Source organism: Ilumatobacter sp. (assembly GCF_965215205.1).
GTDB lineage: Bacteria > Actinomycetota > Acidimicrobiia > Acidimicrobiales > Ilumatobacteraceae > Ilumatobacter_A.
The window spans coordinates 4009776-4035209 of sequence record NZ_OZ244049.1; the positions used below are offsets into that span (position 1 = coordinate 4009776).

Annotated in this window: 17 protein-coding genes; 6 read left to right on the forward strand and 11 right to left on the reverse strand. The window is 72.1% G+C overall.

Annotated elements, in window-relative coordinates:
* Window position 1: 1 nt before the first annotated feature.
* The 8 genes from glgB to ACOOHC_RS18910 form a co-directional block, all read right to left on the reverse strand.
* Complete coding sequence (gene glgB, locus ACOOHC_RS18875; RefSeq protein ID WP_420451910.1) at window positions 2-1951, reverse strand: 1,4-alpha-glucan branching protein GlgB; 1950 nt, start codon at window positions 1949-1951, stop codon at window positions 2-4.
* Window positions 1948-3693 (reverse strand): 4-alpha-glucanotransferase, encoded by a 1746-nt coding sequence (locus ACOOHC_RS18880; RefSeq protein WP_420451911.1) that lies wholly within the window; start codon window positions 3691-3693, stop codon window positions 1948-1950. Before ACOOHC_RS18880 ends, glgB begins: the two co-directional genes overlap by 4 nt.
* The gene (treS, locus tag ACOOHC_RS18885; RefSeq protein ID WP_420451912.1) at window positions 3690-7058 is read right to left on the reverse strand and encodes a maltose alpha-D-glucosyltransferase; all 3369 of its coding nucleotides are present in this window, start codon (window positions 7056-7058) and stop codon (window positions 3690-3692) included. The genes ACOOHC_RS18880 and treS overlap by 4 nt, the downstream gene beginning before the upstream one ends.
* Window positions 7058-9268 carry an alpha-1,4-glucan--maltose-1-phosphate maltosyltransferase gene (locus tag ACOOHC_RS18890; RefSeq protein ID WP_420451913.1) on the reverse strand — a complete coding sequence of 737 codons (2211 nt, stop codon included), beginning with the start codon at window positions 9266-9268 and terminating at the stop codon, window positions 7058-7060. The genes treS and ACOOHC_RS18890 overlap by 1 nt, the downstream gene beginning before the upstream one ends.
* Window positions 9265-11637 (reverse strand): glycogen debranching protein GlgX, encoded by a 2373-nt coding sequence (gene glgX, locus ACOOHC_RS18895; RefSeq protein WP_420451914.1) that lies wholly within the window; start codon window positions 11635-11637, stop codon window positions 9265-9267. Before glgX ends, ACOOHC_RS18890 begins: the two co-directional genes overlap by 4 nt.
* 85 nt (window positions 11638-11722) lie before the next feature.
* Complete coding sequence (locus ACOOHC_RS18900) at window positions 11723-12241, reverse strand: DUF421 domain-containing protein (protein ID WP_420451915.1); 519 nt, start codon at window positions 12239-12241, stop codon at window positions 11723-11725.
* Between the two features lie 218 nt (window positions 12242-12459).
* Window positions 12460-12867: a VOC family protein gene (locus ACOOHC_RS18905; protein ID WP_420451916.1), complete on the reverse strand. Its 408-nt coding sequence runs from the start codon at window positions 12865-12867 to the stop codon at window positions 12460-12462.
* Between the two features lie 35 nt (window positions 12868-12902).
* Window positions 12903-15227, reverse strand: coding sequence for a transketolase-like TK C-terminal-containing protein (locus tag ACOOHC_RS18910; RefSeq protein ID WP_420453830.1), 2325 nt, complete (start codon window positions 15225-15227; stop codon window positions 12903-12905).
* Between the two features lie 117 nt (window positions 15228-15344).
* On the opposite strand from ACOOHC_RS18910, the gene ACOOHC_RS18915 reads away from it, so the two are divergent.
* Both ACOOHC_RS18915 and ACOOHC_RS18920 read left to right on the forward strand, forming a co-directional pair.
* The gene (locus ACOOHC_RS18915) at window positions 15345-16364 is read left to right on the forward strand and encodes a 1-aminocyclopropane-1-carboxylate deaminase (RefSeq protein ID WP_420451917.1); all 1020 of its coding nucleotides are present in this window, start codon (window positions 15345-15347) and stop codon (window positions 16362-16364) included.
* A 224-nt stretch (window positions 16365-16588) separates the two neighbouring features.
* Window positions 16589-17539 carry a class II glutamine amidotransferase gene (locus tag ACOOHC_RS18920; RefSeq protein WP_420451918.1) on the forward strand — a complete coding sequence of 317 codons (951 nt, stop codon included), beginning with the start codon at window positions 16589-16591 and terminating at the stop codon, window positions 17537-17539.
* A 120-nt stretch (window positions 17540-17659) separates the two neighbouring features.
* Here ACOOHC_RS18920 and ACOOHC_RS18925 read toward each other — a convergent pair whose 3' ends face one another.
* The 3 genes from ACOOHC_RS18925 to ACOOHC_RS18935 are packed head-to-tail and all read right to left on the reverse strand — an operon-like array spanning window position 17660 to window position 21494.
* The gene (locus ACOOHC_RS18925; RefSeq protein ID WP_420451919.1) at window positions 17660-18658 is read right to left on the reverse strand and encodes an FAD binding domain-containing protein; all 999 of its coding nucleotides are present in this window, start codon (window positions 18656-18658) and stop codon (window positions 17660-17662) included.
* Window positions 18655-20970, reverse strand: a complete 2316-nt coding sequence (locus ACOOHC_RS18930) for a xanthine dehydrogenase family protein molybdopterin-binding subunit (protein ID WP_420451920.1) — start codon at window positions 20968-20970, stop codon at window positions 18655-18657. Before ACOOHC_RS18930 ends, ACOOHC_RS18925 begins: the two co-directional genes overlap by 4 nt.
* Window positions 20967-21494: a (2Fe-2S)-binding protein gene (locus ACOOHC_RS18935; protein WP_420451921.1), complete on the reverse strand. Its 528-nt coding sequence runs from the start codon at window positions 21492-21494 to the stop codon at window positions 20967-20969. The genes ACOOHC_RS18930 and ACOOHC_RS18935 overlap by 4 nt, the downstream gene beginning before the upstream one ends.
* Before the next feature lie 71 nt (window positions 21495-21565).
* On the opposite strand from ACOOHC_RS18935, the gene ACOOHC_RS18940 reads away from it, so the two are divergent.
* The 4 genes from ACOOHC_RS18940 to ACOOHC_RS18955 all read left to right on the forward strand — a co-directional run bounded on the left by ACOOHC_RS18940 (window position 21566) and on the right by ACOOHC_RS18955 (window position 25408).
* Entirely contained in the window at window positions 21566-22072 is a 507-nt protein-coding gene (locus ACOOHC_RS18940; RefSeq protein WP_420451922.1) for a disulfide bond formation protein B, read from the forward strand.
* 261 nt (window positions 22073-22333) lie between these two features.
* Window positions 22334-23599: a class I SAM-dependent methyltransferase gene (locus tag ACOOHC_RS18945; RefSeq protein ID WP_420451923.1), complete on the forward strand. Its 1266-nt coding sequence runs from the start codon at window positions 22334-22336 to the stop codon at window positions 23597-23599.
* Between the two features lie 64 nt (window positions 23600-23663).
* Window positions 23664-24566 carry a TIGR03564 family F420-dependent LLM class oxidoreductase gene (locus ACOOHC_RS18950; RefSeq protein ID WP_420451924.1) on the forward strand — a complete coding sequence of 301 codons (903 nt, stop codon included), beginning with the start codon at window positions 23664-23666 and terminating at the stop codon, window positions 24564-24566.
* Window positions 24566-25408 carry an SDR family NAD(P)-dependent oxidoreductase gene (locus ACOOHC_RS18955; protein ID WP_420451925.1) on the forward strand — a complete coding sequence of 281 codons (843 nt, stop codon included), beginning with the start codon at window positions 24566-24568 and terminating at the stop codon, window positions 25406-25408. The genes ACOOHC_RS18950 and ACOOHC_RS18955 overlap by 1 nt, the downstream gene beginning before the upstream one ends.
* Window positions 25409-25434 lie beyond the last annotated feature (26 nt).

Sequence of the window (25434 nt, forward strand, 5' to 3'; positions counted from 1 at the left end):
GTCACGACCCGACGCCCGCCACGGCCGGCGCGAGGAAGATCGAACCGAGCGGGGGGATGCTGACGACGATCGAGTGGTGGAAGCCGTGGGCGTCGACGGGGTGCGTCGCGACGCCGCCGTGGTTGCCCACCCCGCTGCCGCCGAAGTCGACGGCGTCGGAGTTGAGCAGCTCCTCCCAGCGGCCGCTGGTGGGCACCCCGATGCGGTAGTTGTGCTGGGGTTCGGGCGTCGCGTTGTGCACCACCAGGATCGGGCGAGCCGGTTCGGCACCGTCGCCGGAGCCGCCCTGCGCGACGTCGTCGTCGTGGTCGGGCGGGTCGAGGCGCAGCCACGCGTAGACGCTGCGCTCGGCGTCGCCGCCCTCGACCCAGCGCATCCCCTCCGAGCTGCTGTCACCGCGGTGCAGCGCCGGCTCGCGGGCGTACAGCGCGTTGAGCTCCGCGAGCAGGCGACGCACCCCGGAGTGCATCTCGGCGTCGTGGAGGCCCCAGTCGAGGGTGGAGTCGTGGCCCCACTCGCTGCGCGTGGCGAGCTCGCCGCCCATGAACAGCAGCTTCTTGCCGGGTTGCGACCACTGCATCGCGTAGAGCAGCCGGAGGTTCGCGAACTGCTGCCACTCGTCGCCGGGCATCTTGCCCAGCAGCGACCCCTTGCCGTGCACGACCTCGTCGTGGCTGAGCGGCAGCACGAAGTGCTCGGTGGCCGCGTAGACGGACCGGAAGGTGATCTCGCCGTGGTGCCAGCGGCGGTTGATCGGGTCCTCCTGGAGGTAGGCGAGGGTGTCGTGCATCCAACCCATGTCCCACTTGTTCCCGAACCCGAGGCCGCCGACGTAGGTCGGCCGGCTGACCATCGGCCACGACGTGGACTCCTCGGCCATCGTCGCGACGTCGCCGAACTCGCCGTACACCGCTTCGTTGAGCTGGCGCAGGAAGACGATGGCGTCGAGGTTCTCGCGCCCGCCGAACTCGTTCGGGATCCACTCGCCCTCCTGGCGCGAGTAGTCGAGGTACAGCATCGAGGCGACGGCGTCGACGCGCAGCGCGTCGACGTGGTACCGGTCGAGCCAGCACATCGCGCTCGAGACGAGGAACGAGCGGACCTCGTTGCGGCTGTAGTTGAAGATGGCCGAGTTCCAGTCGGGGTGGTAGCCCTGACGGGGGTCGGCGTGCTCGAACAGGTGGGTGCCGTCGAACTCGTAGAGGCCGTGGTCGTCGGTCGGGAAGTGCGACGGCACCCAGTCGAGGATCACGCCCACGCCGCGCTGGTGCAGCCGGTCGATCATCGCCATGAGGTCGGTGGGGCTGCCGTAGCGCGCCGTCGGCGCGAAGAACCCGGTCGTCTGGTAGCCCCACGACCCGTAGAACGGGTGCTCCATGATCGGGAGGAACTCGACGTGGGTGAAGCCGTGGGCGAGCACGTGGTCCGCGAGCGGGTCGGCCATCTCGTCGTAGCGCGGGAACCGGCGGCCCTCGGTGAGGTGACGCCCCCACGAGCCGAGGTGGGCCTCGTAGATCGACACCGGCGCGTCGAGGGCGATCCGTTCGCCCCGCGCCTCCATCCACTCCCCGTCGGCCCACGTGTGGTCGAGATCGGCGATGATCGACGAGATCCCCGGCGCCTCCTCGGCTGCGGCTCCGACGGGGTCGGACTTCTCGACGACCCGGCCGTCGGTGCCGGTCACCCGGTACAGGTAGCGGTCGCCGATCGACGCGCCGTCGACCCAGCCGCTCCACACCCCCGAGTCGCTGCCGGTGAGGTCGTGGTGGTGCTCCCACCCGTCGAACGTGCCGGTGACGGCCACGCCACGGGCGTTGGGCGCCCAGACGGCGAACCGCGCGCCGCCGTCGCCGGGCTGCACGCCGAAGGAGCGGTGCAGGTAGCGGTGCGTGCCCTCCCCGAACAGGAAGAGGTCCAGCTCGCCCAGGTGGCGTTCGGCGTCGTTCGTCATCGTGTCGTCCTTTCGAGGAGTCGCAGGCGGCGGCCGACGCGCTCGTCGGCCAGCGTCCGCGACAGGGGGGCGTCGAGGCGGCGGCTCCAGATGCCGGGCACCACGCGACCGGGGAGGTTGTGCGGCCGGGTCTCGTCCAGGAGGTCGTCGAGGTCGGCGACGACCACCTGCGCGTCGCTCGCCGCCAGGCGGCGCAGCACGGCGTCGAGGGTCGCTTCGTCGGGATCCGCGCCGATCAGGGAGCGGTACCCCTCGGGCACCTCCACCGTCGCGAACGGCGCCATGTCGTGGGTGCGCACCCCGGCGACGGTCCGCGGCGGCACGGCGTCGAGACGGTCGGCGCCGAGGTGGAACTGCTCCTCGTGCATCCCGAGCACCTGCCACTCCTCCAGCGCCGCATCGACGGCCGGAGGCACGGTGCCCAGGTTCTCGCCGACGATCGCGACGTCGGCCGCGGCGGCCTCGGCGGCGATCACCGCGAGCAGCTCGTCGTGGGGGTAGCGCACGTACACGCCGCGATCGGCCGGTGCGCCGTCGGGGATCCACCACAGCCGGTGGACGGCCATCACGTGGTCGATGCGCAGCATGTCGGCGTGGCGTCCGGCTCGGGCGACCATCTGGCGCCACAGCTCGTACCCGCTCGAGCGCATCGCACCGGGAAGCTGGGGTGGGAACCCCCAGTCCTGCCCCTCGGTGAAGAACGTGTCGGGAGGGGCGCCGACCGACATCGACTCGGCGAACAGGTGGGGGTGGGCCCACGTCTCGTGACCGTCGGGGTGCGAGCCGATCGGCAGGTCGAGCGAGAGCGCCGCCGAACCGTCCGCCGCGCTGATCCGGCCGAGCTCGGCATCGGCGAGGTACTGGGCGAGGACGTGGGAGCGCTCGACGACCTCGTCGCCGCCCGACTCGCGCTCGGCCATGAACCGGGCGTAGGAGCCGACGTCGGGGTGGGCCGCCGCGAACTGCGCGAGCTCCTCGACGACGTCGTCGGCGGCCTCGAGCGCGGCCTGCACGAGCTGGCGGCGCCGGCGTGCGGCGAGCGCGCGCCAGTCGAGCTCTCCCCCGGCCGCGATCGTCGGCAGCGGCGCGTCGGGGAGCGAGGCGTCGTCGAGGTACACCTCGTTCCAGTGCAGGCGGCTGATCGGCGAGTACGGGCTCGGATCGAACGGGTCGTCGAGGAAGGTCGCGTACAGCGGGAGGGTCGCGAGCACGTCGACGCCGTGGCGCGGGAGCTGCTCGGCGAGGGAGCGCAGGTGGCCGAACGACGGCAGCGGGTCGTCGCTCTCCCACAGCGCGTACGCCGGGACGAAGAGGCTGCTCGCGAGCTCCGACGGATCGGCGCCCGGCATCGTCGCCGGGGCGACGACGACGAGGCACCGCGACGACGACCCGTCCGAGACGACCTCGAGCTCGTGGCACCCGGTCGGGAGATCGTCGGGGAGGGAGATCGTCCCGACGACGTCGCCGCCGCTGCCGGAGGTCTCGGTGGTGACCGCGACGGGAACCCCGCCGACGCGCAGCTCCACGTCGTCGACGCGTCCCGCCACCCGGATCGCGCGCCGCGGGTCGAGGTGGATCGGCTCGACGATCCCGCCCGAGGCGCGCGAGCTGTCCTCGTCGAGCACCTCGACGACGCGCTCGACCACGGCCTCGTCGGCGTCGTGGACCACCTGGTCGACGTCTTCGTACTCCACGTCGACGCCGAGCTCGACGGCTCGACGGCGCAGGGCGTCGCTGATCACGACGGGCCGCCGCCGATCATCTCGACGACCGCCTGGAGCGGCCACCCGACCCAGCGGGGCCGGTTGGCGAGCTCGTAGCGCACCTCGTACAGGCTCTTGGTGACCATGTACACCTCGAGCAGGAGCCGCATGTCGGCGGGGTCGTCCGGGACGAGCTCGGAGCCGGCGATCGTGGAGCGGTACGCATCGAGGAGGCGGTCCTGCATCTCGGCGGTCCACGTGGCCCGCCACGCCTCGACCGACGAGCGCTCGGCGTCGCCGACGCGGCCGCGCTCGATCGCGGTGTCGACGGCGACCCGGCCGGCGTAGTCCAGCGACCGCAGCAGGCCGGCGACGTCACCGAGCGGCGAGCGCTTGATGGAGCGCTGCCCCATCGGCTGGCCCGGCTCCCCCTCGAAGTCGATGAAGACGACGTCGTGGCCGGTCCACAGGATCTGCCCGAGGTGCAGATCGCCGTGGATCCGGATGCGCTTCGCGAGCATCTTGGCCGTGGCGAGCGCGTCGAAGCGCGAGATGAGCTCGTCGCCGCGCTCGACGACGGTCTCGACCAGCGCCGCGTCGGCGGCGGAGAGCTCGTTCGACCGGCGGTGCCGCTTCAGCTCGCGCTGGGTGGCGCGCACCGAGTTGCGGACCGTCTGCACGATCGAGCGCTGCCACTGCAGAGTGAACGGCTCGGGGACCATGTCGTCGCCGTCGCCGGACGCGAGCGCCCGGTGCAGCTCGGCGGTCCGCTGCCCGAGGAGGTCGGCGATCGACGACGTCATCGACGACGCCGCGCTCGACGACCCCGAGCCGCGGCTGTCGGCCGGGTCGTGGAAGAGGACGTCGCGGTCGATCGCCAGCGACAGGTCGTCGAGCATCCGCACCCACAGGTCGCTCTCGTGGGGGATCGCCTCGTGGACGACGAGCACGGTCGCCGGCGCCCGCTCCCCGGGGATCTTCGCGTCGAGGGTCGCGGCGAGCGCCGGGGCCTCCTCGAAGCCGATCCGGGAGAGGTGCAGCGGCAGCGCGACGTCCGGGTTCACCCCGGCCTCGACGCGGCGGATCAGCTTCGCGATCAGGCGGCGGTCACCGAGGTCGACGATCGCCGACGAGTTCGACTGCTCCACGCCGAGGATGGTCACCGAGTGCCAGTCGATCGCCGTGTCGGAGGTCGCGCCGTCGTCGCTCGCGCCGGAGCCGGCGTCGGCGTCGTCGGGGCCCGGCAGGGCCACCCCGTCGGATCCGAACGCCCGGCCGATGACGCGCCCCGAGCCCTGCTCGTGGGTCCGAGCGGCGAGGGCGTGGGAGATGATGCACGCCGCGCCGCGGGCGTCGCTCATCGCGTCGACGAGGAGGGCCCCGTCGTCGAGGCGCGCGACGACGGTCGAGGCGTGCAGGTTCTCCACGGTCGTCGCCGTCTCGGCGGTGATCCGCAGCAGGGGGACGGCGTAGCGCTGGTCGTCGCCCTCGGTGAACGACACCACCACGCCGGCCATGACGACGTCGTCGGGGAGCGGGACGGTGCTCTCCACCTTGACCTCACGGACCCTGCGGTCCTTGCCCGCGAACCAACGGCGGTCGGGCAGCCAGTCCGCGAGGGCGCGGGTGAGCGAGGCACGTCGACGGGCGACCTCCTCGAGGGTGCCCGACAGGTGGGGGACGTCGCCACGCTCCACGGTCTGCTCGGCCCCCTCGAGGGAGAACCAGAAGAAGCCGTAGGGAACGAGGGTCAGGTAGTAGGGCAGTTCGCCGATCGGCGCGAACCGGTTGCGTCCGAACACCTCGATCGGGGTGGCGCCCATGTGCTCGGTCAGGTCGAGCTCGACGTGCTGGGCGAGCCGCGACAGGTTCGCGACGCAGAGCATCGGAGCCGCTCCGGGCATCTCCCGGGTGAACGCGAGGACGTGGGGGTTCTCCGGCTCGTGGAACGTGATGCTCCCCCGCCCGAGGACCGGGTGGCGGTTGCGCAGGGCGATCAGCTGGCGCATCCACGACAGCAGCGAGGCCGGGTTCTCCGACTGGGTCTCGACGTTGATCGACTCCCAGTGGTACTCCTGCTCGGTGATCAACGGGAGGTACAGCCGGTGCGGGTTCGAGGTCGAGAACCCCGCGTTGCGGTCCGCCGTCCACTGCATCGGGGTGCGCACCCCGTCGCGGTCGCCGAGGTAGACGTTGTCGCCCATCCCGATCTCGTCGCCGTAGTACAGCACCGGCGTCCCCGGCAGCGAGAAGAGCAGCGCGTTGAGCAGCTCGATCTTGCGTCGGTCGTTGCCGAGCAGGGGGGCGAGCCGGCGGCGGATGCCGAGGTTGATGCGCATCTCCGCGTCACGGGCGTAGGCCCGCAGCATGAGGTCGCGCTCCTCCTCGGTGACCATCTCCAGGGTGAGCTCGTCGTGGTTGCGCAGGAAGGTCGCCCACTGGCAGCCCTCCGGGGGTTCGGGCGTCTGCTCGAGGATGTCGATGATCGGGGTGCGGTTCTCCATCTGCACGGACATGAACAGCCGCGGCATCACCGGGAAGTGGAAGTTCATGTGGCACTCGTCGCCGTCGCCGAAGTAGGCCGCCGCGTCCTCGGGCCACTGGTTCGCCTCGGCGAGCAGCATCCGGCCCTCGTACTTCGCGTCCATGTGGGCACGCATGCGCTTGAGCGCGTCGTGGGTCTCGGGGAGGTTCTCGCACGAGGTGCCCTCGCGCTCGTAGAGGTAGGGCACCGCGTCGAGGCGCAGCCCGTCGACCCCCATGTCCAGCCAGTGGTCGAGCACCTCGAGCACCGCCTCCTCGACGGCGGGGTTGTCGAAGTTGAGGTCGGGCTGGTGGGAGTAGAAGCGGTGCCAGAAGTACTGCCCGGCGACGGGGTCCCACGTCCAGTTCGACGTCTCGAAGTCCTGGAAGATGATCCGTGCGTCGGCGTACTCGGTCGGGTCGTCGGTCCACACGTAGAAGTCGCGCTCGGCCGAGCCGGCCGGGGCGTTCCGGGCGCGCTCGAACCACGGGTGCTGGTCGCTCGTGTGGTTGATCACCAGCTCGGTGATCACGCGGATCCCGCGCTCGTGGGCGGCGTCGAGCAGCCGCTTGAACGCGCGCGTCGTCCCGTAGTCGGGGTTGACCGTCCAGTAGTCGGCGATGTCGTAGCCGTCGTCGCGCCCGGGCGAGGGGTAGAACGGGAGCAGCCAGATCGCGTTGACGCCGAGGTCCGCGAGGTAGTCGAGCCGGCTGCGCAGGCCGTCGATGTCGCCGATGCCGTCGCCGTTCGAGTCGGCGAACGCGCGCACGTGCAGCTCGTAGATGATCGCGTCCTTGAACCAGTCGGACGACGTCCCGGGCGTGACGGGGGACGACTCGGCCGGGGTCGCCCGGTGCGACGTGGTGGTGGGTGCGGGCATCAGGAGGCTCCTCCATCGGTCGAGGCGGCGTCGCTGCGCACGGTGAACACGTGGGCCATCGGCCCGTCGGGTGACAGCTCGACGTAGTTGCGGGCGCCCGACCAGCGGAAGGTGGCTCCGCCCAGGTGGTCGACCACGTCGTAGTCCGTCTCGTAGGGCAGCCCGATCGCGGCGAGGTCGACGTCGACGAAGCCGGCGGCGCGGCGGTGCGGGTCGACGTTGACGACGACCAGCACGGGGTCGCCCTCGCCGGCCGGGTCGGTCTTGGTGAAGCACAGCAGGGCGTCGTCGTCGGCGCCGTGGAAGCGGACCGACGCGAGGTCTCCCAGCGCGGGGTGCGCGCGCCGGATCGCGTTCAGTCGCCCGAGGACCGGGGCGAGGCTGTCGGCGCGGTCCAGGTCCCAGTGGCGGACCTCGTACTTCTCGGAGTCGAGGTAGTCCTCGACTCCCTCGCGCGGCGCGGTCTCCATCAGCTCGTAGACGGGCCCGTACACCCCCCAGCTCGGCGACAGGGTGGCGGCGAGCACCGCTCTGCTGACGAACCCCGCTCGCCCACCCGTCTGGACGTGCTCGGTGAGGATGTCGTGGGTGTTGGGCCACGCGTTGGGCCGCATGAAGTCGATCGTCTCGGTGGCGAGCTCCTCGAAGTACTCACGCAGCTCGGCGCTGGTGTGCCTCCACGCGAAGTAGGTGTACGACTGGTTGAAGCCGACCTTGGCGAGCCGCTGCATCACCCGTGGACGGGTGAACGCCTCCGACAGGAAGATCGCCTCGGGGTGATCGGCGCGGATCGTCGACAGCGCCCAGTCCCAGAACGCGAACGACTTGGTGTGCGGGTTGTCGACGCGGAAGATCGTGACCCCGTGGTCGATCCAGAAGCGGAACACGTCGGCGAGCTCGCGCCACAGGCCCTGCCAGTCGGACGACTCGAAGTCCAGCGGGTAGATGTCCTCGTACCGCTTCGGGGGGTTCTCGGCGAACTGGATCGTGCCGTCGGGGCGCGCGGTGAACCACTCGGGGTGCTCCGCGACCCACGGGTGGTCCGGGGAGCAGTTGAACGCGATGTCGATCGCGAGGTGCATCCCGCGGTCGCTGCAGGCGGCGGCGAGAGCGGCGACGTCGTCGACCGTGCCGAGCTCGGGGGCGACCGAGAAGTGGCCTCCCTCGGCGGAGCCGATCGCGTACGGGCTGCCGACGTCGCCCGGCTCGGCGTGGGTCGAGTTGTTGCGCCCCTTGCGGTTGGTCCGCCCGATCGGGTGGACGGGAGGGATGTACACCACGTCGAAGCCCATCTCGTCGATGTGGTCGAGGCGGTCGATCGCGTCGCGCAGGGTCGCGGAGCCCTCGGTGCGACCGTCCGCGGTGGAGCGCGGGAAGAACGAGTACCACGAGCCGACGGTCGCGAGGACCGGGTCGACGTCGATGCGCAGCGGTCGATCGAGGTGGTCGGCGTCGCGCCGCTCGGCGCGGTGGAACACCTCGGCCCACCCGTCGTCGTCGATCGTGGAGACGTCGCCGTCGGCGAGGCGGTCGCGCAGGGCGCGCAACGCCTCCAGGTCGTCGGAGGTGGCCGCGGCACGCGGCTCGCCGACCATCGCCTCGACGAGCTCGACGCCGATCGCGGCCTCCACGGTCACGTCGACGCCGGCCTCGTCCTTGGCGACGGTCCCCCGCCGCCAGGTCTCGGCGTGGCTGACCCAGCCGTGGACGTCGTAGGTCCAGCGGCCGAGCCGGTCCGGGACGACGACCGCCACGAAGCGGTCGTTGCCGAGCGCACGCATCGCCACGGTCGTCGACGTGCCGTCCGCGGCCGGCTGGTGGGTGGGGTCGGGGGTGAGCGCGACCTCGGCGAACACGACGTCGTGGCCGTCGGTGAACACGTCGGCGCGGATCGACAGCGGTCGTCCCAGCGACGCCTTCGCGGCGAAGCGCCCGTCGTCGACGACCGGCGCGACCGGTTCGACGACGGTGCGCGACGGTCGGTCGACCGGCATCGCCGCGGGCGTGGCGGCGGTCGCCGTGTCGGGCGCGGACCACGAGCGCGAACCCGACGCGCCGGCGCCGCCCGCCCCGGCCGGCGCGTCCATCGGGGTGGTCGGGGCGGCGTCGGGGCGTCGCCCGGTCGACGAGCGCGGATCGTCGGACCGGCCATCGGCCGCCTCGGCGGTGTCGTCGGTGCGCGTGCGGCGGCGGCGCGGGCGTGAGGTCATCGATCGTCCTCCTGGGAGTCGTCGGTCGGCGGGCCGTCCCCGGAGGGCGGCGGATCGGCGGGGGGCGCGAGCTCGTCGGCGGGTGCGGTCCCGGGCTCGGCGTCGACCGGCGCCGCGGAGCCGTCGTTCGGCGATCGCACCGCGGAGGCGTCGAGATCGGAGGCGTCGAGATCGGCGGCATCGGTGCGTCGCCGACCGATCGAGGGGCGCCCGACGTCGGGGGACCGGCGCGGGGGCCGCGTGGAGCGCAGCACGAGCAGCGACCGCTCGACGACCATGAAGTCCTCCGACGGCTTGACGTTGACCGTCCGCTTCGCCCCGCGTCGCGGCTCCGCGGTGTCGAGGTCGACCGTCCACCGGCGGCCCCACTCGGGTCCCGGGATCCGCCACCCGATCGCCTCGGGGCTGGCGTTGAACAGCAGCAGGAAGGTGTCGTCGACGATGCGCTCACCGTAGGTGTCCGTCGTGGGGATGGTAGTGCCGTTGACGAAGACCCCGATCGAACGGGCGTAACCGGTCTCCCAGTCCTCGTCGGTCATCTCGATCCCGTCCGGGCGGAACCACGCCAGATCCTCGATCCCGCGGATGCGGCGACCCTGGAACCAGCGGCGCCGACGGAACACCGGGTGAGCGGCGCGGAACGCGATCACGCGGCGGCACCACTCGAGGAACTCCTGATCGGCGTCGTCGCCCCACGGGTACCACGACAGCTCGTTGTCCTGGCAGTAGACGTTGTTGTTGCCGTGCTGGGTGTGACCGAGCTCGTCGCCGCCGACGATCATCGGCACGCCCTGGCTGAGCATCAGCGTGGTCATGAAGTTGCGCCGCTGGCGGGCGCGCAGCTCGACGATGCGCGGATCGTCGGTCTCGCCCTCGACCCCGTGGTTCCACGAGCGGTTGTGCGACTCGCCGTCGTTGCCGTCCTCGCCGTTGGCGTCGTTGTGCTTCTCGTCGTACGACACGAGGTCGAGCATCGTGAAGCCGTCGTGGGCGGTCACGAAGTTGATCGACGCCGTCGGTCGCCGGGTGTCGGCCTGGTAGAGGTCCGAGCTGCCGGTGAAGCGCGAGCCGAACTCGGCCAGCGCCGAGGGCTCGCCGCGCCAGTAGTCGCGGATGGTGTCGCGGTACTGGCCGTTCCACTCCGACCACTGGGGCGGGAAGTTGCCGACCTGGTAGCCGCCCTCGCCGACGTCCCACGGCTCGGCGATCAGCTTCACCTGGGACACGACCGGATCCTGCTGGACGAGGTCGAAGAAGGCCGACAGGCGATCGACGTCGTGCAGCTCGCGGGCCAGCGTGGACGCGAGATCGAAGCGGAACCCGTCGACGTGCATCTCGAGCACCCAGTAGCGCAGGCTGTCCATGATCAGCTGGAGCACGTGCGGGTGGCGCATGTTCAAGCTGTTGCCCGTCCCGGTGAAGTCCAGGTAGTACCGGGGGTCGTCCTCCATCAGCCGGTAGTACGCCCGGTTGTCGATGCCGCGCATCGACAACGTCGGACCGAAGTGGTTGCCCTCCGCGGTGTGGTTGTAGACCACGTCGAGGATGACCTCGATGCCCGCCGCGTGCAGCGCCTTGACCATCGTCTTGAACTCCTGGATCTGCCCGAGGGCGGCCGAGGAGGTGTAGTCGTTGTGCGGGGCGAGGAACGCGATCGAGTTGTAGCCCCAGTAGTTGGTCAGGCCGCGCTCGACGAGGTGGTGGTCGTTGACGAACTGGTGGACCGGCATCAGCTCGATCGCGGTGATCCCGAGGTCGCGCAGGTGCTGGACGACCGCCGGGTGGGCGATGCCCGCGTAGGTGCCGCGCAGGGAGTCGGGGACCGCGGGGTGCTGCATGGTCAGGCCGCGGACGTGGGCCTCGTAGATCACGGTCTCGTGGAGCGCAACGTCCGGCGGTCGGTCGTTGCCCCAGTCGAAGAACGCGTCGCCGACGACGGCCTTCCACACGTGGGGGGCGCTGTCGTCGTCGTTGCGGACGAGGGGCTCGTCGAAGTCGTAGCCGAAGCACGCGGGATCCCAGTCGATCCTGCCGTCGATCGCCTTCGCGTACGGGTCGAGCAGGAGCTTGGACGGGTTGCACCACAGGCCGCGCTCGGGGTCCCAGGGGCCGTGGACGCGGTACCCGTAGCGCTGCCCGGGGCGGACGTCGGGGAGGTAGGTGTGCCAGATGTGGCCGTCGACCTCGGTCAGCGAGATGCGCTCGACGTCGCGGTCGTCGGCCCCGTCGCCGTGCAGGCACAGCTCGACGCCGTCCGCGACGCTCGAGAACAGCGAGAAGTTCGTCCCGGAGCCGTCGTAGGTGGCCCCGAGGGGGAACGGGCGCCCCACCCAGGTGCGACGGGCGGCGGGGGGTCGAGCATCGGTCACCGGTCAGCCGTTCCCGACCCTCCCGGCGGCGAAACAGCAGCGTGGGTCACGCCGATCGCCACCGGGCGGCGTCGGCGCACCTCGTTCAGCTCAGCGGCGCGATCCCCTCGAGGACGAGGTCGTCGAGCGGCTCGTCGCCGTGGAGCACGCTCACGTCGCCCGTCGTCTCCAGCACCACGGCGCGCACCTGGGACCGGTCGAGCACGTTCGCCTCCCGGAGCTTCGCGACGACGTCGCTGCGGGTGACCCGACCGGAGGCCATCGACGCCTCCACGAACTCGCCCTCCCACATCAGGAACATCGGCTGGTTGTCGACGACGTCCGACAGCCGGGTGCGGCGACGGAGGACGGCGATCGTCGCCTGCGCTCCGAGGAGGGTCGCGACCGCGATGACGCCGTGGACGAGCGAGGTCGACGACGACGAGACCCCGGCCACGATCGAGCCCATCGCGACGGTCACCGCGAAGTCGAAGCTCGACATCTTCGACAGCGAGCGCAGGCCGACCACGCGGATCACGGCGATCAGCGCGACCAGGATCGCGATCGCCGAGACGACCGCGAGCCACGCCTCGGTCCACGTCGTCCACAACCAGTCGCCGATCATCGGGCGCTCCGGTCGTGGGAGCCGACGGTCGGGGCGGGGGCGGTCGGGGGACAGGTGGTCGCAGGTGATGGCACCCGTCCGGGCTAGCACCCGCTCCGAGGTCGTGTTCGATCGACCTCCGGACGATCGGGGTCCCGGTGACGGAGCTCGGCGGGCCGAGGTGGCCGCACGACGTGCCCAGGTCGCGCGCGCGGTCGCCCGCCGGGGGTTCGTGAGCCCTACGAGCCCTCGACGAACTCGACCCAGTTGCCGTCGGGATCGGCGACGATCGCGATGCGCACGCCGGCACGGATCTCGGTGGCCGCGGTGACGACCGTGACCCCGGACTCCTCGCAGGCGCTCACCATCTCGTCGAGGTTCGACACGATCAACGTCACGTAGCGCAAGCCCAGCGCCCCGGGGATGCCGCCGGGCGCGGCGGCGGCCGGCGTCGAGTCGAAGCAGACCAGCTTGAGCAACGAGTCGCCGCACCGGATCCGGTGCATCGTGCCCCCGCCCCCGATCGGCATCGCCATGTCGCCGACGTGCTCGAGGCCGAGGAGCCCCACGTAGAACTCGAGCGAGCGCTCGCTCTGCTCGACCACGATGCCGAGGTCGATCGCGGACTTGGCCAGTTGCACACCCATCGCGGCGACGCTAACGATCCCGGCCCGGCGCGTCGTCAGCAGGACCGATCGGTCTCGTGGGCGGCCGGTCGCGCGTCGTCGACGGTGGGCTCGGCCTCGCTGATCGCGACGAGGGCGGCGTTGACGATGCTGCCGGCGTCGATCCCGCAGAGCTCGTGGAGATCCGCGATCGTGCCGGACTCGCCGAAGCGGTCGACGCCGAGCGCGTACTGGCGGGTGCCGAGGGCCGAACCGATCCAGGCGAGGCTGTGGCTCGCCGCGTCGTGGACGCTCACGACCGGGCGACGCCGCTCGTCGGGCGGGACCAGCCGGTGCAGCTGGCTGGGGCGGCGCACCACGCGCGCCGACGCCGTCGACCGGGCGAAGCCGTCGCGCCAGCTGCGGTAGGCCCGGTCGGCGCTGGTCAGGTGGACGACGGAGACCGCGACGCCCTCGTCGTCGAGCGAGCGCGCCGCCTCGATCGCCTCGGGGGCCATCACCCCGGTCGTCACCACCGTGACGCCGGGGCGCCCGTCGGGCGGACCCTCGACGAGGCGGTAGCCGCCCGCGAGCACCTGGGAGCGCAACCGGTCGTGCCCGAGTCGGTCGAGGACCGCGCCGAACGGGGCCTGGTCGATGGCGCGCGTCGACAGCCGCAGGTACGCGCTCTCGCCGTCGGGGTGCGACAGCCGGGCCAGCGCGTCGCACAGCAGCCAGTCGACCTCCGTGGCGTAGGCGGGTTCGTGGGCGACCAGGCCGGGCAGCTCGGCGCCCACCGAGGCGGTGATCGTCGACTGGTGGGCGCCGCCCTCCGGCGCCAGCGTCACCCCGGCCGGGGTGCCGGCGACGACGAAGCGGCTCCCGTTGTACAGCGCGTAGATCAACGCATCGAGGCCGCGCAGCACGAAGGGGTCGTAGACGGTGCCGACGGGGAGCAGGTGGCGGCCGTGGTGCTCGTGGCCGAGACCGAGCTGGCCGAGGAGCGTGAACAGGTTCATCTCGCTGATGCCGAGCTCGATGTGCTGGCCGGACGGGCCGGGCGCCCACGAGAGCAGGCGGTCGGCGCCCCCGTGGTCGTCGCGCTCGGTGTGCCAGTAGACCCCGCGCTTGTTGATGAAGCCGCCGAGGTTGGTGGAGATCGACACGTCCGGGGCCGCCGTGACCAGGCGCTCGGCGACGCCGTCGACGTCGGCGAGGCCGGCGAGCACCCGTCCGAAGGCCTCCTGGGTCGACGTGGATCCCGACGTGGACACGCCCCGCGCCGCGACCGGCACGGCGACCTGGGGTCGCGGGACCGGCCGGGCGTTGTTGATCTCCCCGCCCACCTCGCGACATCGGGTCCCTTCGGGCGAGTCGGGATCGAAGCGGTCCCACTCGCTCGCGGCGTCGAGGCCGACCTCGGCGCGCAGCTCGTCGATGCGCTCGGCGGGGAGCTGGGCGGCGTGGTTCAGCGGATCGCCCGCCATCGGCAGCCCGTAGCCCTTGATCGTCGACGCGAACACCACCGACGGTCGATCCTCCACCTCGTCGCACCCTCGGAACGTCTCGAGCAGGAGGCCGAGGTCGTGACCTCCGAGATCGGTGATCAGCGCCTTCAGCTCGTCGTCGTCGTGGTGGTCCGCGAGGCGACCGACCGCCGGGTCGGCACCGTCGAGGAAGGTGCGGCGCAACTCGTCGCCGTCGAGGCCGAACAGGCGCTGGTACGCCTCGTTCGGCATCTCGTCGAGGTGCGCGCGCAGCGCGTCGCCCCCGTCGGCGTCGAAGGCCGCGCGCAGCCGTGACCCGTACTTGGCCTCCGCGACGTGCCACCCGGCGTCGGCGAAGAACCGCATCAACCGGGTCGCGGCGATGTCGGGGATCACCCGGTCGAGGCTCTGGCGGTTGAGGTCGACGATCATCGTGAAGTCGCCGAGGCCCTGCGTGGCCGGGTCCGCGATCGCCTCCCACACGTTGCCCTCGTCGAGCTCGGCGTCGCCGACCAGCGAGATGAACCGCGAGCGGGGCCGGTCGCCGAAGTGCGAATCGATGTAGCGCCGCGTCAGGGCGCTGAACAGCGGCGCCACCGCGCCGAGCCCGACCGAGCCGGTGGAGAAGTCGGCGACGTCGGGGTCCTTGGTGCGCGACGGGTAGGCCTGCAGGCCGCCGCGCTGGCGCAGGGTCGTGAGGTACGAGCGGTCGAGCTCGCCGGTGAGGTACTTGATCGCGTGGTACACCGGCGACGCGTGGGGTTTGACGGCGACCTTGTCGGCTCCGTCGAGGTGGCCGAACCACAGCGCCGTCATGATCGACACGATCGACGCGCACGACGCCTGGTGACCGCCGACCTTCACACCCCCCACGTCCGCATCGGCGTCGTCGCGCCGGTTGGCGTGATCGATCATCCGCGTGGCGAGCCACAGCACCCGTCGTTCGATCGAGCGCAGCGTGTCGAGGTCGCTCACCGCCCCACTCTCGCACGGACGCCTGGGGGGCGGCCCGTCCCGTGCGAAGATCCGTCGATGGCCCTCGCCGACTTCCCCCGCCACCCCCTGCTCTTCGGCCCGTCGCCGATCCACCCCCTCCCGCGGCTGTCCGAGGCGCTCGGCGGCGACGTCGAGATCTGGGCCAAGCGCGAGGACTGCAACTCGGGCATCGCGTTCGGCGGCAACAAGGTGCGCAAGCTCGAGTACCTGGTGGCCGACGTCCTGGCCACCGGGTGCGACACCCTCGTGTCGATCGGGGGGATCCAGTCCAACCACACCCGCCAGGTCACCGGCGTGGCACGCCACCTCGGGCTCGGCTGCGTCACGGTCCAGGAGGGGTGGGTCGACTGGGACGACGACATCTACGACACGGTCGGCAACATCCAGCTCACCCGGATCATGGGCGGCGACGTGCGGATCGACCCCGCCGGCTTCGACATCGGCGTGCGCGACAGCTGGAAGGAGGCGATCGCCTCGGTCGAGGAGGCCGGCGGCACGCCCTACGCGATCCCGGCCGGGGCCTCCGACCACCCCCTCGGCGGCCTGGGCTTCGCGAACTGGGCCGTCGAGCTCGCGCAGCAGGAAGCCGAGCTCGAGGTGTTCTTCGACCACGTCGTGGTGTGCTCGGTCACGGGTTCGAGCCACGCCGGGATGATCGCCGGGTTCGCCCTGGAGGACCGCGACGACCGGCGCGTCGTCGGGATCGACGCCTCGGCCACCCTCGGCGCGACCCTCGACCAGGTCAGCCGCATCGCACGCTCCACCGCGGACGCGATCGAGGTGGGGCGAGACCTGCGCGACGACGAGATCACCGTCGTGGCCGGCTACGAGGGGCCCGCCTACGGCATCCCCGACGAGGGCACGATCGAGGCGATCCACCTGTGCGCGCGGACCGAGGGGATGCTCACGGACCCGGTGTACGAGGGCAAGTCGATGGCCGGCCTGATCGGGATGGTGCGCTCCGGGGAGATCCCCGCCGGCAGCCGGGTGATGTACTGCCACCTCGGCGGCCAGCCCGCCCTCCCCGCGTACGCGCGGGTTCCCGGCCTCGGCTGACGCTGCGGTCCGCGACCGATCCCACGGGGTCGAGGCGACACCCGGGACCGTCGCCCGTCACCTCGATCGAGACGGGGCGCTCCGGAGGAGACGGCGGTCGTCGGCCCGGTCGGGTCCCCCGATCGGGATGCGTGCTCGGGATCGTGGTTGAGCGCACCTCGTTCGGGGCACACCGGGCCCCGCTCGCCGGATCCCCTGCGCGCCCGTCCACCGAGGAGCCGTCCATGTGCAGAGTTCTCGCCTACGTCGGGCCGGAGATCCCGTGCGCGAGCCTGCTGCTGTCGCCCGAGAACAGCCTGGTCAACCAGACGCTCGACCCCGAGATGCACCCGCTGCTGCAGTTGGCGGGATGGGGGTTCGGAGCGTGGAGCGAGCACCTGCTGGAGCCGGAGGAGCCCCTGCGGTACCGACGTCCGATGGCCGCGTTCTACGACGACAACGCCGAGGGGATCATCCCGAGCTTGCAGGCGAGCACCCTGCTCGCCCACGTGCGAGCGGCCGCGTACGACGCCGGCACGGTCCTCGTGGACGAGAACTGCCACCCGTTCTCGTTCGGCGGGACGCCGTTCATCATGGCCCAGAACGGTTCGCTGCCGCGGTGGCAGCTGCTGCAGCGCGAGCTGCTCGCGCACTGCGACGACGAGTTCCTGGAGCAGATGCGCGGCACGACCGACACCGAGTTCCTGTACGTGCTGCTCCTCTCGCTGCTCGAGGGCGACGGCGACGACGAGGTGCAGCGGGGCTTCGAGGAGATGCTCCGCGTCATCGGCCGCGCGATGGAGCGACTCGATCTCACCGCGCTGACCAAGCTGAAGGTGGCGCTGGTCGCACGTAACCGCATCATCGGGGTCAACTACGGCCTGGGCCACGACGGTGAGGCCCACCCGGCCGGCGACTGGCGGGAGCTCGGCGAGGCCGAGCCGGGGACCGACGACCACTCGCTCTCGATGCTCCTCGAGCCGATGTACGTGATGACGGGACGGAACTTCGAGGAGTACGAGCGGTCCTACGACGTCGACGTGACGTCCGCCGACGAGGCCACCTCGGCGATCTTCGCGTCCGAGCCGCTGACCGAGAGCCGCGACGACTGGTCGGAGATCGAGTTCGGTCAGATGGTGCGGCTCGAACGAGTCGGCGAGGGCATCTCGATGACGGTCACCGAACTCGACACCTGAGCTCCGCGTCGGAGCCGCCGCCCGGGTTCGTCGGCCACCGCGCACGCCGAGCAGCGAGTCGCGGACGAGCACGGTGGGGAGCGGTCGCCCGCTCCCCACGGCACCCGGGGGGACGCGTCGTCAGGTCGCGATCGCCTCGAGCGCGCGTCGCACCAGCCCGCTCACCAGGATCCGCTTGTAGCCGTTCTCGCTGCGCGCGACGAGGCCGTCGTCGGCGAGCGCCGCGCAGGCCGCGATCGAGTCGTCGCCCAGCGACGACCCGACGAGGGAGTCGGCGGCCGCGACGAGCGGGCGTGGGACCGAGTCCAACCCGGACGCGACGAGCGACGCAGCCGTGACGGTCGAGTCGTCGTCGAGATCGACGACGACCGCCACCCCGACGAGCGCGAACTGCCACACCGCCCGATCCATCGCCTTGAGGTAGGTGCTGCGCCGTCCGGCCGTGGCGGCGGGGACGCTGACCGACGTGATCAGCTCGCCGGCCTGCAACGTGTGCAGCGATCGCCGCTCGGCGCTGGGGCGCTGCAGGAGGTCGGCGACGCCGACCTCGCGCTGGTCGCCGTCGGCCCCCGAGATCGCGACCCGGGCGTCGAGCGCGACGAGCACGGAGGCGAGGTCCGACGGCTGGGTCGCGATGCACGGCTCGTCGACCAGGGCGTGGTGCTCGTTGCGGCCCTCCTCGGCCGGGCAGCTGTCGCCGCCCTTCATCCAGCAGGCGACCTCGGGGTCGCGGAAGTACGAGCAACGCGGACGCTGGAGCAGGTTGCCCCCGACGGTGGCGCGGTGGCGGATCTGGAGGGTCGCTGCCTGGGAGATCGCGTCGCCGATCGCCGGGTGGTCGTCCGCGATCCCGTCGTGGCCGGCGAGGTCGGCGAGGGTCGTCAGCGCGCCGATGCGCCACGATCCGTCGACCTGCTCGATCGTCGTCCCCGGTCCGCCGGCGGCCGCGTCGTCGCCGACCTTCAGGTCGATCACGGTCTCGATGTGGACCACCCCCGTGCGCGACAGCGGGATCACGTCGGTCCCGCCGGCGTACCACTCCGTCCCCGATCCCTGGGCGGGTGACCCGTCGAACTCACCTCGCCGTGCGTAGTGCCTGGTCACCGGTGTCATCGTCATGACGCACCTCCTTCGTCGTCGTGCGGACTCCCCGGGACGCCCGTGCCCGTGCGCTCGGCGAGCGCCTCGAGCACCCGCCGACGGGTGAGCGGGAGCTCGTGGAACCGGACGCCCGTCGCGTCGTGGACCGCGTTGGCGATCGCCGCGGGGACCGCGATCAGCGGCAGCTCACCGATCCCCTTCGTGCCGAGGGCGTTGGCCCGCAGGTCGGGGATGTCGATCGCCGCGTGGCGGACGTCGCAGAGGTCGGACACCGTCGGCAGCAGGTACTCGTCGAGGTCCGGGTTGACGACGATCCCGAGGCGGTGGTCGACGACCTGCTCCTCGGTGAGCGCGAACCCGATCCCCTGGGTCACCCCGCCGAGCACCTGGCTGTCGGCCAGGCGCCGGTTGAGGATCCGCCCGCAGTCCGGAGCGACGGTGACCGCGGTGACGCGCACCTCGCCGGTCAGCGGGTCGACGATCACCTCGGCGACGGCCGATCCCTGAGCTCGGGGGCTGACGTCCTCGGCGGTCCCGACCCGGCTCCCCCACCCGTGGACCATCCGCGGCGAGAGCTCGTCGAGGATCTCGGCGAGGGTCATGTCGTCGACGTCGTCGCTCGACGATCGCAGGTGGCTGCCGTCGAAGACGAGGGTGGCGACGTCGACCTCCAGGTGCTCGGCGGCCGCGGCCAGCAGGTTGTCCACCGCGTCGACTGCGGCGGCGCGCACGGCGGGCGCCATCGTCGGCGTCGTGGTGCTGCCGGCGCTGGTCGGTGCGGGCGGGCCGGTCGAGGTGTCGCCGAGGGACAACCGGACGGTCGACACGTCGACGCCGATCTCGTCGGCGACCACCTGGGAGAGCACGGTGCGCGTGCCGGTGCCGATGTCCTGGGAGGACGTCGACACGTGGATCGACCCGTCGAAGTTGAACTCCACGCTCGCGTGCCCGGGGGGCATCGCGGTGGCCGCCATCCAGTCGTGCGCCGCGAAGCCGCGTCCGCGCAGGACGCCGGTCGCACCGTCCCCGCCGGCGTCGTCCTCGTCCCAGCCCGACTCCTCGGAGACGCGCTCGTAGGAGCGCAGGATCCCGTCGGGGTGCGACCACTCGAGGTCCTGCTGCTGATCGCGCGCCGAGTGGTTGCGGCGTCGGAGCTCGATCGGGTCGACGTCGACCCGCCGTGCGAGGTCGTCCATCATCGATTCGAGCACGAACGTCGACTCGACGTAGCCCGGGGCGCGGAACGCCACGGACGGGCCGGTGTCGGTGCGCACCCGCGTCACCCGGGTCCGCACGTTCTCGCAGCGGTAGAGGTGGAGGTAGGGGCCCGACAGCGCGCTGGCCTCGCCCGGCACCGAGTACGCGCCGCGGTCGGCGCGGGCCTCGACGTCGATCGCCAGCAGCCGCCCGTCGGGATCGGCGGCGAGGCGCACGGTCTGCACGGTCCCGTTGCGCTTGCCGGCGGCGAGGTTCTCGCCGCGCCGCTCGTTCATCACCTTCACCGGGCGTCCCGTGCGCCTCGACGCGAGCGCGGCGAGCATCGTCGGCTTCCAGGCGACCTGCTTGGCTCCGAAGCCGCCGCCGATGTACTCCGACACGACGCGCACGTGGTTGTGGTCGAGCCCGAGGCGCGACGCCATCTGCTCGCGGACGTCGTTCACGCCCTGGGTCGAGGTGTGCAGGGTCAGGGTGTCGCCGCGCCAGTCGGCGACGCTGCCGTGGGGCTCGAGCGCGTTGTGCACCTGCACCGGGGTCCGGTACGTGGCCTCGAGCACGATCTCGGCGTCGTCGATCGCGGCGTCGACGTCTCCGCGACCGTCCTCCTCGGGCTCGTCGGCCTCCTCGTCGCCGAGCAGGTCGGGCGCGCCGTCGGTCCCGGCGAGGGTGGCGTCGGTGAGGAAGTCGATCGTGCGGTACTCGACCGCGAGCCGCTGCGCGCCGAGCTCGGCGGCGGTGCCGCTCACGCCGACCACCACGGCGACCTCGTCGCCGACGAAGCGCACCGTGCCCGGCAGGAGGGGGGCGTCGTCGGCGTACCACTCGATGCCGTCGACCTCGTCGGCCGTGAGCACGTCGATCACGCCGTCGACGGCGAGGGCCGCGTCGCGATCGATCGAGGTGACCTCGGCGTGGGGGTGGGGGCTACGCACGATGACGCCGGTGAGCTGGCCGGGCAGGGACACGTCGGAGGTGTACCGGGCGCGCCCGGTGACCTTGTCGACGGCGTCGATGCGCTCGATCGAGGAACCGACCGCGTCGAGGTCCGCTTCGGGCGTCCACTCGTCGAGATCGGCCGCGCTCGTCTCCGCGGAGGCGTCCGGGGCGCTCACGCCGAGGCTCCCGCGCTCAGCGCGGCCTCGGCGGCGTCGAGGATGTGGCGGTAGGCGCCGCAGCGGCACAGGTTGCCCTGGACCGCGTGCTCGATCGCCTCCCGATCCGGTTCGCGGTCGGATCGTCGCAACCCCTCCAGGCTCATCAGCTGGCCCGGGGTGCAGTAGCCGCACTGGAGGGCGTCGCACTCGGCGAACGACCGTTGCAGCGCGGACAGCTCCTGGCCGTCCGCGAGGCCCTCGACGGTGTCGACGCGGCGGCCGTCGCACTCGGCGGCCAGGGTGAGGCAGGAGTAGACGGCGCGGTCGTCGACGAGGACGGTGCAGGCCCCGCAGGTGCCCACCTCGCACACCGGCTTCGCCCCGGTCAGGGAGAACTCCTCGCGCAGCGCGTCGAGCAGCGTCGTCCCGGGATCGAACGAGGCACGGCGGGTCGTCGAGTTGACCTCCACGGTGATCTCGTGCAGGTCGGGGGGCGTGTCGGCGGACATGGCCAGCCGATACCCCCCTCGTTCGCGTTCCATGCACCGACCGTGCTCGGACCCACCGGGCGGGGCGCGGTGGCGTCGCCGCTCGGCGCGGCGAGACTGGAGCGATGGAGCCGAACCGGGTGGCCGAGCTGTTCGTCGTCGCGCTGGTGGCCGGGTCCGTCGCCGTCGCGGTCGCGTGGACGCGCCCGTCGGGTCGTCGCCTGCTGGCGCGGTGGGCCACGGCCGCGGCCGCCGCGGTCGCCGTGGCCGCGACCCTCGGCAGCCTGTGGTTCTCCGAGAGCGCCGGCTTCAGGCCGTGCGAGCTGTGCTGGTACCAGCGGATCGCGATGTACCCGTTGGCGGTGGTGCTGACGATCGCGGCGGTGCGCCGGGACCGCCAGGTGTTCGTCTACGCGCTCCCGCTCGCGCTGGGCGGTGCTCTCGCATCGGCGTACCACGTGCGCGAGCAGCTCTTCCCGCCCGAGTCGGGTTCCTGCGACCCCTTCAACCCGTGCACCGCGAAGTGGGTCGACGCGTTCGGTCTCATCACCATCCCCGAGATGGCGGGGGCGTCGTTCCTGCTCGTCGCGGCGCTCGGCGTGTGGACCCTCCGCCACCAGCGAGCGCGCTGACCGCCCGCGCCCGCGAGCCGACCGGCGCCGATGCGACGACGCGCGGTGGCGCGCTCGCCACCGGCGGTCGTCGTGTCCGGCCGGGCCCTCCGGACTTGGCAGACTTCTCCCGGACGGAACGAGACGAGCGCACAGGAGGACGACGTGACTCGAGCGATGGACGCGCGAACGAGCGCCCCCGCCAGGCCGACGCGGACCGGACCGCCGACCGGACCGGAGCCGGGGCCGGTCGTCGGCTCGGTGGCGACGACGATGGATCCGATGCTCCGAGCGCTGCTCGGCGACGAGCTCCCGGTGCGCTTCGAGTTCTGGGACGGCTCGGCGCTCGGTCCCGCCCGGTCGGTCGGCACCCTCCACCTGCGCTCGGCCGACGCGCTGCGACGGATCCTGTGGGCGCCCGGCGAGCTCGGGTTCGCCCGGGCGTTCGTCGTCGGCGACATCGACGTCACCGGACCCGTCCCCGAGACGTTGCGGGCGTTGCAGACCTCGATGCCCGACGAGATCGGGGTCGGCGTGTCGGCGCTGCCCGCCACGATCGTCGCCGCTCGGGAGCTCGGCGCGATCGGCACCCCGCTGCCACCACCCGACGAGGAGCTCGTGCCGCGCGGACTGCGCCACTCGATCGGGCGCGACAAGCGCTCCGTCGGGCACCACTACGACGTCGGCAACGACTTCTACCGCCTCGTCCTCGGTGAGGCGATGACGTACTCGTGCGCCCGCTTCGTCACCTCCGACACGACGTTGCCGCAGGCGCAGGCAGCCAAGCACGAGCTGATCTGCCGCAAGCTCGGGCTGGCCGACCCCGAGGTGCGCGCGGCGTGCGACGGGGACCGGCCCCGACTGCTCGACGTCGGGTGCGGCTGGGGGACGATGGCGATGCACGCGGCGGCGCACCACGACGTCGACGTGGTGGGCGTGACGATCAGCGACGAGCAGGCGGCGCTCGCCCGGCGCCGCGTCGGCGAGGCCGGTCTCGCCGAGCGGGTCGAGATCCGGATCCAGGACTACCGCGAGATCACCGACGGTCCGTTCGACGCGATCTCGTCGATCGGCATGGCCGAGCACGTCGGCGAGGCGCGGATGGACGAGTACTTCGAGCGGCTGCACGAGCTGCTGCGCCCGCACGGGAGGGTGATGAACCACGCGATCGCGTCGTTCGGCGGGTCGCGGCTGTCGAGGAGCTCCTTCGTCGGTCGCTACATCTTCCCCGACGGCGAGCTGTTCGACCTCGGCGACACCGTCGCCGCCATGCACCGTGCGGGCCTCGAGGTGCGCGACGTGGAGAACCTGCGCGAGCACTACGCACGCACCCTGCGCTGCTGGGTCGACAACCTCGAGGCCCGATGGGACGACGCCGTCGCGCTCGTCGGTGAGCGGCGCGCTCGGGCCTGGCTGCTGTACATGGGCGGATCGGTCAACGGCTTCGACGACGCGGGCCTGCAGCTCTTCCAGACCCTCGGGGTGCGCGACGACGGCTCCGGAGCCAGCGCGATGGCGCCGACCCGTCGCTCCTTCGACCCGACCTGATCGCACCCGCGCGCCCCGCGCCGTCGACTGGGAGCGGCGCACGGCGATGGGTCATGCTGGCGCGATGGACATCGGGATCTTCTCCGGGGTGACGGGTCGCGGGTTCGACGCCCTCGTCGCCGACGCCGGCGACGCCGCCGAGCGCGGCTTCCACACCTACTGGCTCAGCCAGATCGTCCAGCAGACGGACGCGATGACCATGATCGGCGCAGCGGCTCGGCGGGTCGACGGGATCCGCTTCGGGACGTCGGTGGTGCCCACCTACCCCCGCCACCCGATGGTGATGGCCGAGCAGGCGATGACGACGAGCCTGCTCGCCGACGGGCGCTTCACCCTCGGGATCGGCCTCTCGCACCGACCGGTCGTCGAGGGCATGTGGGGGATGTCGTTCGACAAGCCCGTGCGCCACGCCCGTGAGTACCTGGACGCGCTGATGCCGCTGGTGGGCGGTGCGGCGGCACGTGCGGTCGGCGAGACGATCACCGCCCGCGGGGAGCTCGAGATCGATGCCCCCGAGCCGCCGGTCGTGCTGGCCGCGCTCGGGCCGCAGATGCTCCGCCTCGCCGGCGAGCGCTGCGCCGGGACGATCACCTGGATGACCGGGGCGGCGACGCTCGCAGCGCTCACGGTGCCGACGATCTCCGAGGCCGCGTCCGACGCGGATCGACCGCCGCCGGGGATCTTCGCCGGCATGCCGATCTGGGTGACCGACGACGTCGACGCCGCCCGCGACGCCGCCGCGCGGACGTTCGCGATCTACGGCGAGCTGCCGTCGTACCGGGCGATGCTCGATCGCGAGGGCCTCGACGGCCCGGCCGACCTCGCGGTCATCGGCGACGAGGACACGTGCGCCGGTCGCCTCGACGAGCTCGAGGCGGCGGGTGCCACGCACCTCGTCGCCTCGGAGTTCGCGACCGACGCCGAGGGGCGCCGACGCACCCGGTCGTTCCTGGCGGGGAGGCTGTGATGCGCGAGCTCGACGGGCGCACCGCGGTGGTCACCGGAGCGGCGAGCGGCATCGGGCTCGCGCTCGCCCGGCGGTTCGGCTCGGCCGGGATGAACGTCGTGCTCGCCGACATCGAGCCCGATCCGCTCGAGGCAGCGCGGGCCTCGTTGACCGACGACGGGATGACCGTCGCGGCGCACCACGTCGACGTACGTGACCTCGATGCGGTCCGCGAGCTCGAGTCGTTCTCCCGGGAGCGCTTCGGTCACGTCCACCTGCTGTGCAACAACGCGGGCGTCGGGAGCGGCGGCGCCGTGGCCGACCCCGACGACCTCGAGCGGTGGCGATGGACCATCGACGTCAACCTGTGGGGCCCGATCCACGGGTGCAAGGTCTTCCTCCCCGCGATGATCGCCCACGGCGAGGCGGCCCACGTGGTCAACACGGCGTCGATGGCGGGGCTCGGCTCGCCCGCCATGCTCGGGCCCTACAACATCTCCAAGTACGGCGTGGTGGCCCTGTCCGAGACGTTGTCGAAGGAGATGCAGATCGGCGGCCACGACGTCGGCGTGTCGGTGCTGTGCCCGGCGTTCGTGCGCACCGGCATCGCGAGCTCCCGGCGCAACATGCCCGCGGAGCTGCGTGGCGACGACGAGGACTCGGCGACCCAGTCCCTGATCCAGCAGCTGATCGACACGGGGATGGACTCCGCCGATGTCGCGGACGCCGTCCACGACGCCGTCGTCGGGAACGACTTCTGGATCCTCACCCACGCCGACTCCAAGCCCGGGGTCGTCGAGCGGGCTCGCCAGATCGTCGAGGGCGTCAACCCCCGCCCCGACGGCATCGGCATCGTCGGCTGACGTCGCCGATCGCGAGCCCCGGCCCG